Source organism: Bradyrhizobium sp. S3.7.6 (assembly GCF_054061875.1).
Map to the genome: position 1 here is coordinate 141,239 of NZ_JBSSEQ010000004.1, position 14,562 is coordinate 155,800.

Annotated in this window: 8 protein-coding genes and 7 pseudogenes; 9 read left to right on the top strand and 6 right to left on the bottom strand. The window is 60.0% G+C overall.

Features of this window, described 5'->3' with window-relative positions; translation table 11 throughout:
• Window positions 1–36 precede the first annotated feature (36 nt).
• Complete coding sequence (locus ACVJ5M_RS45960; RefSeq protein ID WP_085398263.1) at window positions 37–267, bottom strand: hypothetical protein; 231 nt, start codon at window positions 265–267, stop codon at window positions 37–39.
• Window positions 268–631: 364 nt separating this feature from the next.
• Between ACVJ5M_RS45960 and ACVJ5M_RS45965 the strand changes: the two genes are divergently transcribed.
• The 3 genes from ACVJ5M_RS45965 (at window position 632) to ACVJ5M_RS45975 (ending at window position 3,379) form a co-directional block, all read left to right on the top strand.
• On the top strand, window positions 632–850 hold the full coding sequence (locus tag ACVJ5M_RS45965) for a hypothetical protein (protein WP_201266089.1): 219 nt from the start codon (window positions 632–634) through the stop codon (window positions 848–850).
• Window positions 851–1,828: 978 nt separating this feature from the next.
• A complete protein-coding gene (locus ACVJ5M_RS45970) occupies window positions 1,829–2,086 on the top strand; it encodes a nuclear transport factor 2 family protein (protein ID WP_245343896.1) in 258 nt (85 codons plus the stop codon).
• A gap of 1,089 nt (window positions 2,087–3,175) precedes the next feature.
• Window positions 3,176–3,379, top strand: a complete 204-nt coding sequence (locus ACVJ5M_RS45975; RefSeq protein WP_085398262.1) for a cold-shock protein — start codon at window positions 3,176–3,178, stop codon at window positions 3,377–3,379.
• Between the two features lie 123 nt (window positions 3,380–3,502).
• Here ACVJ5M_RS45975 and ACVJ5M_RS45980 read toward each other — a convergent pair whose 3' ends face one another.
• A complete protein-coding gene (locus ACVJ5M_RS45980; RefSeq protein WP_144030550.1) occupies window positions 3,503–3,895 on the bottom strand; it encodes a transposase in 393 nt (130 codons plus the stop codon).
• Between the two features lie 129 nt (window positions 3,896–4,024).
• Window positions 4,025–4,717: pseudogene (locus ACVJ5M_RS45985) on the bottom strand (IS630 family transposase); the annotation flags it as partial.
• Window positions 4,718–4,901: 184 nt separating this feature from the next.
• Here ACVJ5M_RS45985 and ACVJ5M_RS45990 point away from each other — a divergent pair.
• Window positions 4,902–5,935: pseudogene (locus ACVJ5M_RS45990) on the top strand (IS110 family RNA-guided transposase).
• Between the two features lie 1,338 nt (window positions 5,936–7,273).
• Here ACVJ5M_RS45990 and ACVJ5M_RS45995 read toward each other — a convergent pair.
• Window positions 7,274–7,669, bottom strand: a pseudogene (locus tag ACVJ5M_RS45995) (hypothetical protein); the annotation flags it as partial.
• A 469-nt stretch (window positions 7,670–8,138) separates the two neighbouring features.
• Between ACVJ5M_RS45995 and ACVJ5M_RS46000 the strand changes: the two are divergent.
• The 3 genes and pseudogenes from ACVJ5M_RS46000 to ACVJ5M_RS46010 form a co-directional block, all read left to right on the top strand.
• Window positions 8,139–8,774, top strand: a complete 636-nt coding sequence (locus ACVJ5M_RS46000) for a hypothetical protein (protein WP_456679777.1) — start codon at window positions 8,139–8,141, stop codon at window positions 8,772–8,774.
• Window positions 8,728–9,846: a peptidoglycan-binding protein gene (locus tag ACVJ5M_RS46005; RefSeq protein ID WP_456679778.1), complete on the top strand. Its 1,119-nt coding sequence runs from the start codon at window positions 8,728–8,730 to the stop codon at window positions 9,844–9,846. The genes ACVJ5M_RS46000 and ACVJ5M_RS46005 overlap by 47 nt, the downstream gene beginning before the upstream one ends.
• Window positions 9,847–9,976: 130 nt before the next feature.
• Window positions 9,977–10,857 (top strand): annotated as a pseudogene (locus ACVJ5M_RS46010) (IS3 family transposase); the annotation flags it as partial.
• 40 nt (window positions 10,858–10,897) lie between these two features.
• Here the strand turns inward: ACVJ5M_RS46010 and ACVJ5M_RS46015 are convergent.
• Window positions 10,898–12,259, bottom strand: a pseudogene (locus tag ACVJ5M_RS46015) (IS30 family transposase).
• 43 nt (window positions 12,260–12,302) lie between these two features.
• Between ACVJ5M_RS46015 and ACVJ5M_RS46020 the strand changes: the two are divergent.
• A pseudogene (locus ACVJ5M_RS46020) lies at window positions 12,303–12,578 on the top strand (IS3 family transposase); the annotation flags it as partial.
• 557 nt (window positions 12,579–13,135) lie between these two features.
• Here ACVJ5M_RS46020 and ACVJ5M_RS46025 read toward each other — a convergent pair.
• Window positions 13,136–13,771, bottom strand: a complete 636-nt coding sequence (locus ACVJ5M_RS46025; RefSeq protein WP_354098537.1) for an ATP-dependent DNA ligase — start codon at window positions 13,769–13,771, stop codon at window positions 13,136–13,138.
• 572 nt (window positions 13,772–14,343) lie between these two features.
• Between ACVJ5M_RS46025 and ACVJ5M_RS46030 the strand changes: the two are divergent.
• Window positions 14,344–14,546, top strand: a pseudogene (locus ACVJ5M_RS46030) (hypothetical protein).
• The last annotated feature ends 16 nt before the right edge of the window (window positions 14,547–14,562 follow it).

A 14,562-nucleotide genomic window follows, 5' to 3' on the forward strand; every position in this document is an offset into this window, starting at 1 on the left:
CCTTGGCAAGCCCAGGTCCATGAGTACACGCTGAGCTCAATTGCTTTCGGCAATCTCAGCGGCAATCTCGGCCACCGCACGTCTGCCAGCCTCCGTCAGCCCGCCGAGGGTCTGGGTATGAAGCGAAGCGCATTCGACAATCTTCTCCGCTACGAACTTCCGGGCCGGATGTGCTTCGAAGGCAACCGGCATGAGCCTGCAGGCCCGTTCCAATGCCACATCCATGTTAGCGATGGTTCGCTCGTTGAACTTTTCTGATAGCAACATATCTCACTCCACGAACAATCAAGAAATAAAGGCTGTCCAGGAGGCAGCTGCCTCGCTCAGTGTAGGGCGCCAGCAGCATTCCTCAAATAACTCCAACACCCACCTCATTGAGTATCTTAACCAAACGGGAGTGGCGTGGGATTCACATACGTTAAGCGCCGGGCCGACGCCAAAACTTGAATCTGTGCTCGTGTTTCGTTCTATTGGGCGAAATGGTCACGCCCATACACGAATATTTCCGCTTGGAAATCGACTCGCCGTGTTCGTTCAGTCTTCAAGACCGGTCATGCTAGCTCGGTCCAGCGCCAGGATGTCGAACGCATAGAGCTGAACCTCGTCATAGTGCCGGCGCAAGTGCAGCGCGTTGAAGTCCGACGTCGACTCCCAGCACCACCGCCTCGCCGTGGATGACGAACTGCTGCTCGCGGTTCTTCAGCGCTGCCTGGAGGATCCAGTTGAGACCATTCTTGGTGAGCAGCCGAACGTCGCGGCCCTTGCGCTCGACGCGCAGCCGGTAGCCATCCTATTTGATTTCGTGGATCCAGTCGGGGCCCGCCGGTACCATCTTGGCGGCGGTCGGTAGGCAGAATTCGAACGCGGTACGTATAAGCCGCAGATAGGGTGTGAAGCCCGCAGAAGAAAGGGCCGCCTTTGTGGGGCGGCCCTGTCCAAAGTCTATCGACACCCGTCAAAAAAATAGGTTCGAGCAAAGCCAGCCCCGGGAATGAAAACAACTAAGGATACAAACACCGCGCCCGGTTGAAGGCATGGAAGCAGCTGTTTGTGTCAGGAATATTTCGTCGGCTCTGTTCCGCCAAGGAACACAGAGAGCGTTGCGCAGGGGCAACGGAGGATGCTCACAAAGTTAATCTAGACACTATACATTGTTAGAGCGCGCGATGAATCCGCGGGCGGAGAGTAGTCACCGGCGCCCAGCCTGAGCCGGTGCGTCGTGGCGGTCCCGGCGTCTCCGCTCCTCTCCAGCCCCGGAGGCGCCTGGGCCGCTCACATCGATAGAGACACCACAGTGCCGCCAGCCATCCTTGTTGACCTTGATCTGAAATCCTTCGGGCATGCGCGGCACTTCCCCGTCGCCAGCAGGTGCGCCAATTGTGACGACCTCGGCTGGTTTGCGAGAACCACCCGAACCGCCCCTGGGAAGGCTCACGTGCCTGCAGCTGTGGGGGCGCCGGGGCGCCCTGTCCGGCCTGCAATCCGGAATGGGACTTGCCCCCGGATGCCAATCGTTTGCGCCTCGCTGTCGCGTCGCTATGAGTGGCGCGTCGGGCGGCCCGGGAGCGTCGGAGCCAGCCCAGGACGTCCGGGGTCGTTCTTACCCGCCGATTCACAAATGTTATTGCCGGACCTGAAGCTCTCGGGAAATCTTGACAAAACCGGGGAGGCTGGCAGATTTCATTTCGAAAATTTTGAAACCCGGAAATGAAGGGCCGCTGCACCAAAAGCAGCGGCCCTTTTCATGTGCCCTGGCGGCCCATCTTCTGACCAATTTGTTCAGGATGAGTTCAGTGGAGCGGTTCTAGATCGTGCTTCAAGGGGGCACATGGCATTTGATCCGGTGGCGGCAGCAGTTGATTGGCTCGACGCCTACCGAGCTGGCGATATTGAAGCGATCTTGCGGATGTATGTCGATGATTCTGTGACCGAATGCAGCTGCGACAAGGTGACGATCGGAGGCCGCGAGAGCTTGCGCTCCTATTGGGTGCGCCACTTGAAGAAATACCCAGCGTCGCGGCTGGATGACCTAAAGCCCAGCGAAGACGGCGCAACCATCCTCTACCTGCTCGCGATCGCATGGTGAGCGCGTCCCTGGAATTTAATGAGGGTGGGCGCATCGCCGTGCACCGTTGTAGGCCCACGAAGTAGGGCCGCCTTAATGGCGGCTTCCTGGGCTGCACTTAAGTATGTGAATCCAGTCTAAACCCCCACGCCGGCGCCGCCTTTGGCAGACGCGCAGATCCTGGCCGGCTTTCTCGAGCCTTATCATCTGATCTCACTATCGCGCTTCTCACCCCGCGCCCGCTTGGCTGCCATCGCCGCACGCCAGTCGCGATCACGGCGCCATTCGGCAAAGGCGGCCTCGGGGACGGTGAGCCGCAATTCAGACCATGCGGCCTCGAACGCCTCGCGCGCCGCTTCAAAGGTCGCGGCTATAGCCCTCCGCCCGGTGCCTGGCTCCATGCCGGGATAGAAGCCGACCGACCAATCCCATTGATCAGCGTGGATCGCCGGCGCGCATGCCGATGGTCCGATGCGGACATCGGTGAAGTAGATAGAACATTCTGGTAGACCGAGTTCCGAAAGATCCGCGCCCGCCGAGCTGAGCGCAGCGATTGCCCCCTTGCGCCAACCGAGCGGCGTCGGGCGACGGACGCGACGATCTCCTCGACACCGCGCCGAATGGTGCCTACCGGGCACCCCGCCAGCATCGTCAGTAATGGCCTCAGCAATGCAATGTGTTCGGCACATAGTACCCTGTGCCCTGGGCGATTCCGTAAGTCTACGGCCTCGACTCGTCAGGAAAATCAAGACTGACAACTATGAAGGCGACGGCTCCGACAATCAGGAGCGCTAGGCACAGCGCCGACACGCCGAAGGGCCACATGGCTTGAACTCCGCTAATGAGGAACGAAGTCGGCGATCCGAATATGATGGCGCGCCGATTTCGCCACGCTGGACCCAGACAGGGGCAATTTGTCCGGTGAACTCAACCGTAGTCAGCGCTGCGATCAGCGCAACCAAACTCCGAAATTAAGCTTGAGCGGTGGGTAAATACGGCCCGCGTGACCTCGCAAGCCCGACCAGGGCGCCGACATGCGCCGCCGCGACCAGCCTTTCTTTTGTCGGAATTCCGGCACTAGTTTTCGTTTTTGAAAAATGGAGAAGTTAAGTGGCTATGGGGACAGTGAAGTGGTTTAACCCGACAAAGGGGTACGGGTTCATTCAACCTGACAATGGCAGCAAGGACGTTTTCGTCCATATTTCGGCAGTTGAGAAAGCTGGTTACACGTCGCTCGCAGAGGGCGCCAAAGTCAGGTTCGACGTCGTGAACAATCGCGGGAAAGACTCAGCAGAAAATCTGCGGGTGGGGTGAGCATTTGAAACCGCGACCCAACCGCCCGCCGAGTCACCTGGCGGCTGGGCGCGTATCATCGCTCTGTCCGCATGTAAGGGCTGCGCTCCGAGACCAGTCGAAGGTCGGGGTCGGCTGCTATGGTCAGGGAAGCCTCGATCCGGAGCGGGTTCTCTGGAGGGCGCTCAGCCAGCACAGCCCAGGCAGGAATCGGCCGATTTCAATGTACGAGGTCCGTCCTCCTGAGCCGGCATTCGGCTGATGCTTCACGACTGGCGTGCTCGAAGCTCGATGTCGCGCCAAAGACCAGACGTCGCCCGGCGCCGGCTGCCGGCGCGCTTGCCGGCGCCAAGTGAACACTTGTTGTGGGGTCAGCCCGTGTCGCCGTGCAATCTCGGAAACGACCGCGCCTGGTACCAGCGTCTCCCCGACAATCCGGGCCTTGTCGTCCTTGGAGAACCAACGACGTCGTCCCGTCTCCGTGATCACTTCCAGCCGGCGCGCCGTTACATCCGACTTAAGCGTATGGTCAAACATAGACACAAACCGATCCCTTCAAAGAGATCGTGAAACTCGCCTATCCCATCTGCCCCGAAAAGGTGGGAGCGGAACGACGCTTACAATGAGTCCACGTCCTAGCTAGTCACGTGAATCTAAAGTTCGCCACATGACGAACCCCGAGGCGACATCGAGCGCGGCAAACAGCGAGGTCGTACCATGCCGCACATAACTGTGCGTGCGCCGTTCCGGTACGCCCGGCATCATCGGCAGGACCGGCTGCTCGCGATCCAGGGCCTGGATCTGGCTTTTCTCATCGATACTGAGGACAAGGGCTCGGTTCGGTGGGGACAGGTAAAGGCCGACGATATCGCGGACCTTGTCGACGAACAGCGGGTCGCTCGACAGCTTGAATGTCTGGCTGCGGTGCGGCTGCAGGCCGAACGCCATCCACATTCGGCGGATCGTGGTGTGGGAAAAGCCAGTTTCCCCAGCCATTGAGCGGATCGACCAGTGCGTCGCGTCGGGTGGCGTTGTACGCAATGTCCGCTCAATTACCTCAGCAACCTGATCGTCGTTGATGGTTCGAGGGCGGCCAGGGCGGGCCTCGTCAAGCAGGCCATCACAGCGATCCTTCAAAAATCGGCGACGCCACTTGCCAACGGTGTGTTCGTGGAGGCCGAGTTCGGCAGCCACGGACTTGCTTGGCAAGCCATCCGCACACCGCAGGATCGCGCGGCAGCGCTCAGATAGCGATCGGGCAACGCGATGACGACGAACTTGCCTCTCCAAGTACGCCCGCTCCTGCGGACTAAGCACCAACGGCGCGATCGGCCGGCCTCGTTCACCTGCATTCGCCACGAGCTCTCTCCTCTGTAGAGATTCGAGCTATCAACTAATGTGGCGAACTTGCGTTCAGATGACTAGATGCGGTAATGGGCCCGGCTCCAGAGCAAGGGGTCATGATGGTGGCTGTCCCCCGATAGATGATGAAACGGGGTCACGACTTGAGTCGGCCCCAAGCATCTGGAGACGGAGGACAGCCGTGGAGAATTATGCCGGAATCGACGTGTCATTGGAACTGTCGAGCGTGTGTGTTGTGGACGCCCAGGGTAAGATCCTGAAGGAAGCGAAGGTCGCGAGCGAACCCGACGCCTTAGTTGAGTTTTTTGAGACGCTCGGCTTTGCAGTGAAGCGGATCGGGCTGGAGGCTGGGCCGCTGTCGCAATGGCTGCATGCAGGCCTGAAAGGTGCAGGATTTGAAACAGTTCTGCTGGAAACGCGGCACGTGAAGGCCGCATTATCTGCAATGACGGTCAAGACGGATCGCAAGGATGCCCGCGGGATCGCCCAGTTGATCCGGATGGGATGGTTTCGGCAGGTACACGCAAAGTCGGTTGATGCGCAAGAGATCCGGGCACTCCTGATCGCACGCAAACAGCTTCTCGGGCGGCTGATCGATGTAGAATTAAGTTCCGAGGGATTTTGCGCGGCTTCGGTCTGAAGGTTGGCCCGGTGACGCGAAGGAATTTCGAAGCGCGGATTCGAGAGTTGGTTGCAGGCCAGGCGACATTGGAGCGCATTGCTGGTGCGATGCTTTCGGCACGATCGGCCCTGAAGGCAGAATACGGAAAACTACACAAGGCTGTGCTGGCAATTGTGCGTGATGATGCAGTCTGCAGCCGGCTTATGACAGTACCAGGCGTTGGTCCCCTGGTGGCCATCACCTACAAATCGGCGATTGATGATCCTCATCGCATTGTAAAGTCAAAGGCAGCAGGCGCGCTGTTCGGGCTCACGCCAAAGAAATATCAATCGGGAGAAAAGGACGTCACTGGCGGAATCACGCTGGCCGGCGATGAGACGGTGCGGACGGCCTTGTACGAAGCCGCCAACGTTCTGCTATCGCGCATCACGCGGTTCTCAAAACTCAAACGCTGGGGGATGGACGTCGCCAAGCGGAGAGGCTCGAAGCGCGCAAAGGTCGCCTTGGCACGCAAGCTCGCAGTGATCCTGCATCGGATCTGGGTCGATGGCACGACCTACCGATGGGCCGAAGCGGGCTCAATCGCAGCATAGAAGACGTGGAGGAGATCAAGAACGCAACCGGGATGAACTGAAGCCCGGTGCCCGAAGTCCCGTCGCCGGGATGGTGGATGCGGTGAAGCCGTTACACGCCCAGTGGCCGTCGTCCGACGAACCACGCGTATCTAGATAGGCTCACCGCTCCCTCTGACAGCATGATGTGGCGGCCAGGCGTCGACCACGAACAGAAGCATGAGCTCGGCGGCGTGACGTTCACTCGGGAGGCTTGACATCATCGGGCCCATTACAGAAGAGCGTATATTCGGATTATCGATCGTCTCTGCAAAGCCGCCACCATCGGAGTAAGTTACCATGTGGCCGGCATTGCTCACGAGGTGCAGGTCAGATCCGCTGAGTACTTCATTCAATCGTTCTGCCTGTTCAGATTCAATGAGATGGTCCTGAATAGCGAGACTGTAGCCGCGCCGCTTCCGGAATGAGATAGGCACTTTCCTCTGCGGTCACCCGCAGTTGCTTCGGCCGGAGCGTCAAGCGTATGCAGAAATCAGAAAAGTGGCTTCTCCCATAGACATTCGCCGGAACCACGTCGTCAGCAGCCAAGCTTTGATAGAGCAAAATTTACTATAGCATAAACCTCAAAATCTGGCCTCGTTCCAAACGACGATGCGGCGCCGCAAAGACGGATGGGCTTGGGAACGGTCTCTCTCAGCCTGCGTTGCTGGGCAAGGAGCTGGGACTGGCTTCGAGTGGCCGGTGAGGGCATCCAAGTGTTCCGTTGGCGCAGTCTCTGCGCCACTAGTTTTCGGGCAGCATCCCGGATAGCGGGTCGGAGCTGTCCAGGCCGGCCGCAGGGCGCGGGTCGACGCTGGACTTGAACCGCAGTGTTCCAAATAACTGGTGTCTAAGCTCCCGCATATTCTCCAGTCACGACGGATTCAATGACTGATGGCAACTGGGCTAGCTCCAAAAAAGGGCAGACTTGAAATGCAATCTAAAACTTGTGCAGGTATCTTATTCGGCCTTACGAGCAATGGTTGCCGGCAGCGCAGCGTGTAGTGCCGAATTTCGATTTAGCAACTTGCACCGCTGCATAGACAGGGTTGGATATCGGGAGCACAGTGCTGCCTCGGGACGGGCCGTAAAGATAATTGCGGCCTTGTGCTTAGAATTGAGGACTCGCCATTTGCCAGCTCCCTCACCAAATGGAATGCACGTTAACCAATTGTGATTTGAATATTGAACCGCGGCAGAGCAAAGGTAGGCTTCATTCGCCGGGGCTGGCTGCATATTTCACTTATCTGATTTCAACCCGGCGGGCCGCAGTGGGAAGCCACTGAGCCTGCCCCGCAAGCCAAGGGTCGGGTATCCTTCTTACCGTCCCTTTGTGCCGGCGCCGTAAAGCTCCCGTTCACGACAAATCATCGGGGAGAGGGGGGCTTGCCGCATCGAAGCCGCTCCAGCCGGTCTTTTACCAGGCAGCAATTCGCTACTGCAGGTTCACGGAATTCTCGTGCAGAAGAGTGTCGAGGCGGGCGCGGTCTTGCTCGGCTACCCTCGTCGATACCAACGTTCCGCCACGATGACAGCATTCGGCATAGCGCGACGCGTCTTCCTCGGACACATCGGCTTGGGTGAGCGCGCCAACAAAGCCGTCAGTTGCGGCGCCGCCCGCAGCGCCAACTGCCGTGAAGCCAACCATCCCGCAGCTACGACTGGTCCAAGCCCGGGGATAGCCAGCAAGCCAAGTCCCGCACGCAGGCCGGCCGCGCAGGGAAATTCGGGAATCCGCTTTTGCATCTCCAGAACGGCAAATTGGCCACCTGTTCTTCCGCGCGGAACAGAATGGGCTTTGTGAGTGCCCTTTAGATTACGTTCGCAAGATTTCTGCAGTGCGCAATCGTGGAACAGCCGTTTAGGATTTCTGACCGTGACGCCGGCCGTCATCAGCGGACGCGAGTTCATCAAAATGAACGCCAGTTCAGGTACGTGGCTCAGTACGTGGCTCATATTGCTGGCGAGCGCGCTTCCAGCTTTTTGGTGGTGCGCGCGTTTGCAACTTTTGCCCGTCGTTGAAGTTGGCCGGACATCGGGCCATCACTGGTAGGTGAAGCCGCGAGAGAAGTCAGCGCAGAACGCTGAGGGCCGATGTCCGGGGCTTCTGCCCTCGACATCGCGGCCGTCGCGTTGCGACGCAATTGCATCGAAGCAAACCAAGAAACAAACCGAGGAGTATCATATGAATACGAGGAAGAACAAGTTTCTGCTGACCACAGCAGTGCTGCTCGCTGGTATGAGTCTGGCGTCAGCGCAAAGCGTTCGTGAAAATGCCGGTGGCAGAATGAGCGCGGGCGGAGGGGCCGGCGGTATGAACGGAGCCGGCGGGGCCCGCGAAGGTGCTGCGGAATATGGCCGGTCTGGCGGTGCGACGTCGCAGGATACAGGTAGGGCGTCCCACAGCGAAGGAATGAGACAGGGCCGCGATGGCGGCCAGGCCGGGGGGGCCTCTACGACGCAGGATAGCAGCCGAGCCGCCGACAAGGGGGACAAACAAACTGTTCAAAGCCGTGAGCGCGACGATTCGCGTCAGTCGCAATCCGAGCACGAGAAGCAAGGGAAGGAGCAGACCGCCGGGCAGAGTCATCGTGATCAGGACCATGCACGTCAGTCCAAGTCCGGAAGCGACAAGAGCGGACCGAACGGCCAAACTGTCGGAGAGAGCCGCAGTGACCGCGACCGTACGCATCAGTCGCAAGGCGCAGAACAGAAAGAATTGAACAAGAGCTCGACGACGGACGCTAATACCAGGGACAATGCCCAGGACAAGAATGCTCGGGGTCAGAACACGCCCACGACCCGCGCGAAACAGCAATAGTGGCGCCCAAGACAAAAATGTACAAGGCAAGAACGCGCAGGATCCGAGCACGACAACCACCGGCGCGAACACCAACGGCAACGCTCAGGACCAGAGTGCACAGGGCGCAACTACCGGCGTCAACACGCAAGGACAGACAAACGCTCAGGCGCAAGGACAGACCAACGCTCAGGCGCAAACGCAGGGCGAGGCCACCCAGAGCATGTCTGGTCGCGTGCAGGTCAACGCGCATCAACAGACGCGGCTGCAACAGTCGGTGCTGAACTCACGCGATGTAGAACGCGTGCGCGTCAACGAAAATTCGATTAACTTCCGGGTTAATGCCGGCGTAGTCGTGCCGCGGAACATCTCCGTGGTTTCGGTCTCGGATTATCCTGCGTTGATCGACGTCTATCCGGACTACCGCGACGACAGCTTTTTCGTGGTGGGTGACGAGATCGTCGTTACCGACCGAAGCCGCCGAATTGTTGACGTCATTCCCGCCGGCCCGCGGGCCCACTACGTGCAGCGTGGCAGTTCGAGCGGTGGCGGCAGCAGCGTTGCCGCGCTTGATCTCGGTCCCGACGAGATTCGAATCGTCCAACGAGTCCTGATTCAACGTGGCCTGCTGTCCGGTGAAGCAGACGGCGTCCTCGGGCCCGATACCCGCACGGCACTGATCACCTTCCAACGACAGGAAGGTTTTCAGACCACCGGCTCTATCGATACCCGTACGGTCGCGGCGCTTGGCGTGTCCGACCAGATCAGTGCCAAGCAGTCGACGACTGTCGGACAGGGTCAGAACGGCCAGTCGTCTCAGCAGAACACGACCGGCCAGAGCAATGCGCCGGCGCAGCAAAACCAGACCACCGGCCAGGCTTTGCAGAACCAGCCGTCCACAAGCGGCGAGCCTCAACATAACCAATCGACCTATTCGGGTCAGGCTGGCACGCAACAGCCACCGACCCAGACAACGGGTCGGGCTCCAGCGCAAAGTAATAATCCATCCACCGGTCAGCCTAGCACCAACCAGAATACGCGGACCGGACAAACCAACCAGAACAATGCTCCGGCCTCTCCGGCCCACAAGTAGTCCTCACGCACCTAGCCCCGCCTTCGGCGGGGCTCTCTTTGAGCGGGCTCACAATCAGGGTTAGGCCAACTGAGATGCTGCCGGTTTGATGGACACCAAGATTAGGTGTTTCATGAAGCCGGAGGTGGCGATGAAAAGACGGAAGTTCAGCCGCGAGTTCAAGGTCGAGGCGGTCAAGCTGGTGCGGGAACGTGGGGTGTCGGTGGCGCAAGCCGGCCGTGACCTGGATGTTCATGAGAACGTACTGCGCAAATGGGTGAAGGAGTTGGGCTCCGACTCGGCGCAAGCCTTTCCCGGCCACGGGCAGATGAAGCCGGAGCAGCAGGAGATCGAGCGGCTGCGCCGTGAGGTCGCCAAGCTGAAGGCCGAGCGGGATATCCTAAAAAAGGCCGCAGCCTACTTCGCGAAGGAAGCGACATGAAGTTCGCCTTCGTCGCGAAGCACCGGACGATCTGGCCGGTGGCATGGCTATGCGATGCGCTGGGAGTGTCGCGGTCGGGCTTCCATGCCTGGCTGAACCGCTCTCCCAGCGCCAGATCCCGCAGCGACGAGGAGCTCGGCGGCAAGGTCAAGGCCAGCTTCGCCGCCAGCGACCGCACCTATGGCGCACGCCGGGTGTGGCGTGACCTGCTCGCCGATGGGGCGGATTGCGGCCTGCACCGGATTGAGCGGCTGATGCGCCTGCAAGGCTTGCGGGCGCGGCCGCGACGTCGGCGCTTGCCGAAGGACAGCGGCGATCGACAGCTCGAGACCGTACCGGCGAACCTCCTTGACCGGCAGTTCGCCGCCGAGCGGCCGAACCAGAAGTGGATCGCCGACTTCACCTATCTCTGGACGGCCGAAGGCTGGCTCTATGTCGCAGCGGTGATCGACCTGTTCTCACGCCGCGTGGTGGGCTGGTCGATGAGTGCCGCCATGACGGCACAGCTCGTGACGGACGCATTGTTGATGGCCGTCTGGCGGCGCGGCAAGCCGGATGCGCTGTTGCATCACTCCGACCAGGGCAGCCAGGGGGGATTCAATCGGTCGTCGCAACACCAATTATTTTCACTCATGACAGCAGTTCGTCAAGCGCCTCCGCTGGCGTTTTCCAGCCTAGTGTCTTTCTCGGTCGGGCATTGAGGGCCGCTGCCACAGCGGATATTTCGTCGGCGCTGTGGATGCTCAGGTCTGTGCCTTTCGGAAAGTACTGCCGCAGCAATCCGTTGGTGTTCTCGTTAGTGCCGCGCTGCCAAGGGCTTTGCGGGTCGCAGAAGTAGACCTGGATACCCGCATCGATCTTGAGACGATCGTGCTGAGCCATTTCGGCTCCCTGATCCCAAGTCAGCGATCGACGCAGTTCTTCGGGTAAGGTGATGACGGTGCGCGTGATCGCATCACGCACGGCTTCGGCCCCGTGTCCCGCGAGCGCAGGTCCGTTCTTCACGCGCGGAGCTTCGCCATGCCCCGCCAACCGGGGAAGGTGCAATAGCATCGTGAAGCGCGTCGTGCGCTCGACCAGCGTGCCGATTGCCGAGCTGCCAAGACCGAGGATGAGGTCTCCCTCCCAATGTCCCGGCACTGCTCGATCGGCAGCTTCAGCAGGGCGCTCACTGATCATGATCTCCGGGGAGACAAAACCCTTGCCTCGCCTGCGTACGCGCGCTCTGGGCATCCGTAATACACGCTAGGCCGTCAGCTCGCGGCGTAGCGCCCCACGGCCCTGGACGAAGAGAGCTTGATAGATAGCTTCGTGGCTGATGCGCATCGTCTTGTCGTCCGGGAAGTCGATCGGCAAGCGTCGGGCAATCTGCTCGGGGCTCCAGGCTTTGGCCCATCGCCGATCCTTGCGCGGGCCATGCCGGCGCCCCTTCCACGGAACGACGGGACCAAGAACGGGAGCGCCGCTCGGGGCTACGACGTCGCCAGCAAGTCTCTCCTGCACATAAGTGCGCAAGGTTGCATTGAGCGCAAGCTTGGTCGGCTTGGGCCGGCGGGCGGATCGATCCGCATGCCATTGGGCAGTTGTTGCCCGATACTCCAACCCGCCGCCGCGGGTGGCCGCGTTGCGCCGCAGTTCACGGGAGACTGTCGAAGCAGCCCGCCCCAGGCGACGTCCAATCTCCTGTATGGAATGGCCCTGCACCTTGAGCAGTGCGATCTCCTCGCGCTCAACCAACGAGAGGTACCGCCCGGAGAGCGCATTTGCCGAAGATCTGAACATCGCTGGTGGCATGCCGCCCGCCTTTCGGAATAATCTGCCTCCGACAGGTTGTGACAATCCGGCTTCCAGCGCAGCATCTTCGCTACTTAGCCCCGCGGCAATCGCCCGCCAAAATTTATTCTGTTCATTGCGTCCTGCAACAGACGGCCGTCCTGGCGATGGCAATGGGGCTCGTCCTGATTGCGCCGATCGGCGCCTTACAATGTTCATCGCAACCTCAAACCTCCGAGTGTTGCGACGACCGATTGAATCCGCCCAGTACACCAGCGAGCAGTTCCAGCGCCTGATGGCCGACCACGGCATCGTTTGCAGCATGAGCCGCTCCGGCAACGTCTGGGACAACGCGGCGATGGAGAGCTTCTTCTCCTCGCTCAAGACCGAGCGTACGGCCAACAAGATTTATCGAACCAGAGATGAGGCACGCGCCGATGTGTTCGACTACATCGAACGATTTTACAACACGACCCGCAGGCACTCGACCATCGGCTATCTCAGCCCGGTTGAGTTCGAGCGCAAGCTGGGGGATTAGCTTAACCGGGTGTCCATCAAACCGGCAGCAACTCACTTGGTGCGTGTCGTTCGCTTGGATTGCACTACTCGCGTTTGTTGCCTACGCGATCACTAACCTTCTCTGGTAAGGCATCAAGCTAAGCAGGCAATCGGAACGAGCGCGAGCTACGACTGGTCGTGGGTGTGGAAAAGCAAGTCCGGCCGCCGGTTCACGCTGGCGGGCGGAATTTCAATAGTGACGTGATTTTAGATCAGCTCTAAACTCGTTCCTGCTTCGGAGCGAGGCGGTGTTTTGGAGCGGGATCATGCGAGAGTTTCGCGCATATGTAATCGATGGCGAGGGGCATATAGCGCTTCGAATTGACCTTGAGGTGCAGGACGAGGCGGAGGCTCGGGAGCGAGCCAAATTGCTTGTAGACGGGCGCGCGGTTGAGCTTTGGGAAGGCGCAACCAGGCTCGATAGATTTGAGCCGATCAGCAGGCACTAAGGCCGCCTCAGGGGCACGAGAAACCCGTAACGGGCAACCGTGGCGGTTTTTTTGTGTTCGAGGCGACCGAGTAGCGGGCGCGGTCGATTTAACGCATGGACGGGCCGCGCTGCGAATCCTGGCGCGGGCCTGCTTCATTCAAACCGGCGCGACATGGCCGGATGCGCGCGATTCTTAATCTTGATCCAGTCGCATGTGTGCGGTCGATAGCGCCGTTCCCGATGCTTGGAACGAGCCCCTCGAGGCCCATCTCGCAAGCGGCCGCGAACAGATCCGGACCGATCGCGCCTGGCTCGAATGGTGCGACGAAGATTCCTTCCGGCCGGCCGCGCAGCAGCTTGCCGAGCTCGACCTTGCGCTCGAATAGCGGCATCTGGCGCAGACCGTCGCCGGCGAGCCCGACCAGGTCGAAGGCGTAGAGCTGGGCCTCGGCATTGTGCTTGCCCGAATGCAGCGCGTCGAAATCGGAGATCCCGCGCGCGTCGAGCACCACGATCTCGCCGTCGATTGCAAGCCGCGCCGGGCGCAGCTGGCGGGCGGTCTGGACGATGAACGGGAAGCGCCAGGTCCAGTCGAGGCCGGCCTTGGACTCGAGCCTGACTCGGTCGCCGTCGCGAACCAGGCGCGCGCGGTAACCGTCATATTTGATTTCGTGGATCCAGTCGGGGCCGGCCGGCACGGCCTTAGCGGCCTTTGGAACGCAAAACTCAAAGGCGTGGGGCATGCCGCGTATAGGTGCTGCGGCGGGCAGTTGCCAGTAGTTCCCTAGTCCTGGTCGGCCTCGAGCTCGGCGACCAGGCGGCGCGCTTTCGCCTGCCTTAGGCAACAGGATCTCGACGGCGCGGGCTATCTGGCGGCTCGCGCTGGCGCAGCCATTTGCGCACGGTCTGCGGGATCCCATTGAAACTTTTAGTCCCAGCCGAGATTGAGCTACCGGCCAAAACGAAAACCTAACTCAGGTTTGAAAAAAACCTGCCCTACAAATTCAGGTGGAAGCCGCCACTCGAAGCGCTAATGACCCGGGCCCGCCGGTTCAACCTGGCGGACCATACTTTCAGCTAAGCAGCTATAGAGCGAAAACAGCGCATCGCGCTTTTGAATGCGAGCCCCAGAAAGAATTGTTCCGCAAGGTCCATTTCCATGGCTTGTTCCTCCGGCTGCCCGCTCCGCTTTCCAGCTGAACTAAAGTTCTTCCGAGGGCGCGAGATTCCAACATTTGTGAACAGCAACCGTAGTGCCTTGGCTAAAATTAGGAATGCAAACCAAACGATTAGGACCTTATGCACGAGGCCAGTCATGACGCAACGTCGTCGCAGGTTTAAACAGACCACCACCCTCGAAGAACGTCTCGGCCAAGAAGCCCAGCGATTGAGAGAGGAAGCCAAGAGACTTCCGCACGGCCCTGAGCGCGAAATCCTCCTCCGCAAAGCCAGACAAGCCGAGACCGGCTCTCACACAGCGATTGGCTGAGATCGCCCGGGGTACAGCCGCCGGAATAGGAACAGGTGAACATCT

Bases quoted from the DNA above. Each gene is read 5' to 3' on its own strand.
- ACVJ5M_RS45960 (WP_085398263.1), bottom strand. From the start codon at position 267: ATGTTGCTATCAGAAAAGTTCAACGAGCGAACCATCGCTAACATGGAT.
- ACVJ5M_RS45970 (WP_245343896.1), top strand. From the start codon at position 1,829: ATGGCATTTGATCCGGTGGCGGCAGCAGTTGATTGGCTCGACGCCTAC.
- ACVJ5M_RS45980 (WP_144030550.1), bottom strand. From the start codon at position 3,895: ATGTTTGACCATACGCTTAAGTCGGATGTAACGGCGCGCCGGCTGGAA.
- ACVJ5M_RS46000 (WP_456679777.1), top strand. From the start codon at position 8,139: ATGAATACGAGGAAGAACAAGTTTCTGCTGACCACAGCAGTGCTGCTC.
- ACVJ5M_RS46005 (WP_456679778.1), top strand. From the start codon at position 8,728: ATGCTCGGGGTCAGAACACGCCCACGACCCGCGCGAAACAGCAATAGT.
- ACVJ5M_RS46025 (WP_354098537.1), bottom strand. From the start codon at position 13,771: ATGCCCCACGCCTTTGAGTTTTGCGTTCCAAAGGCCGCTAAGGCCGTG.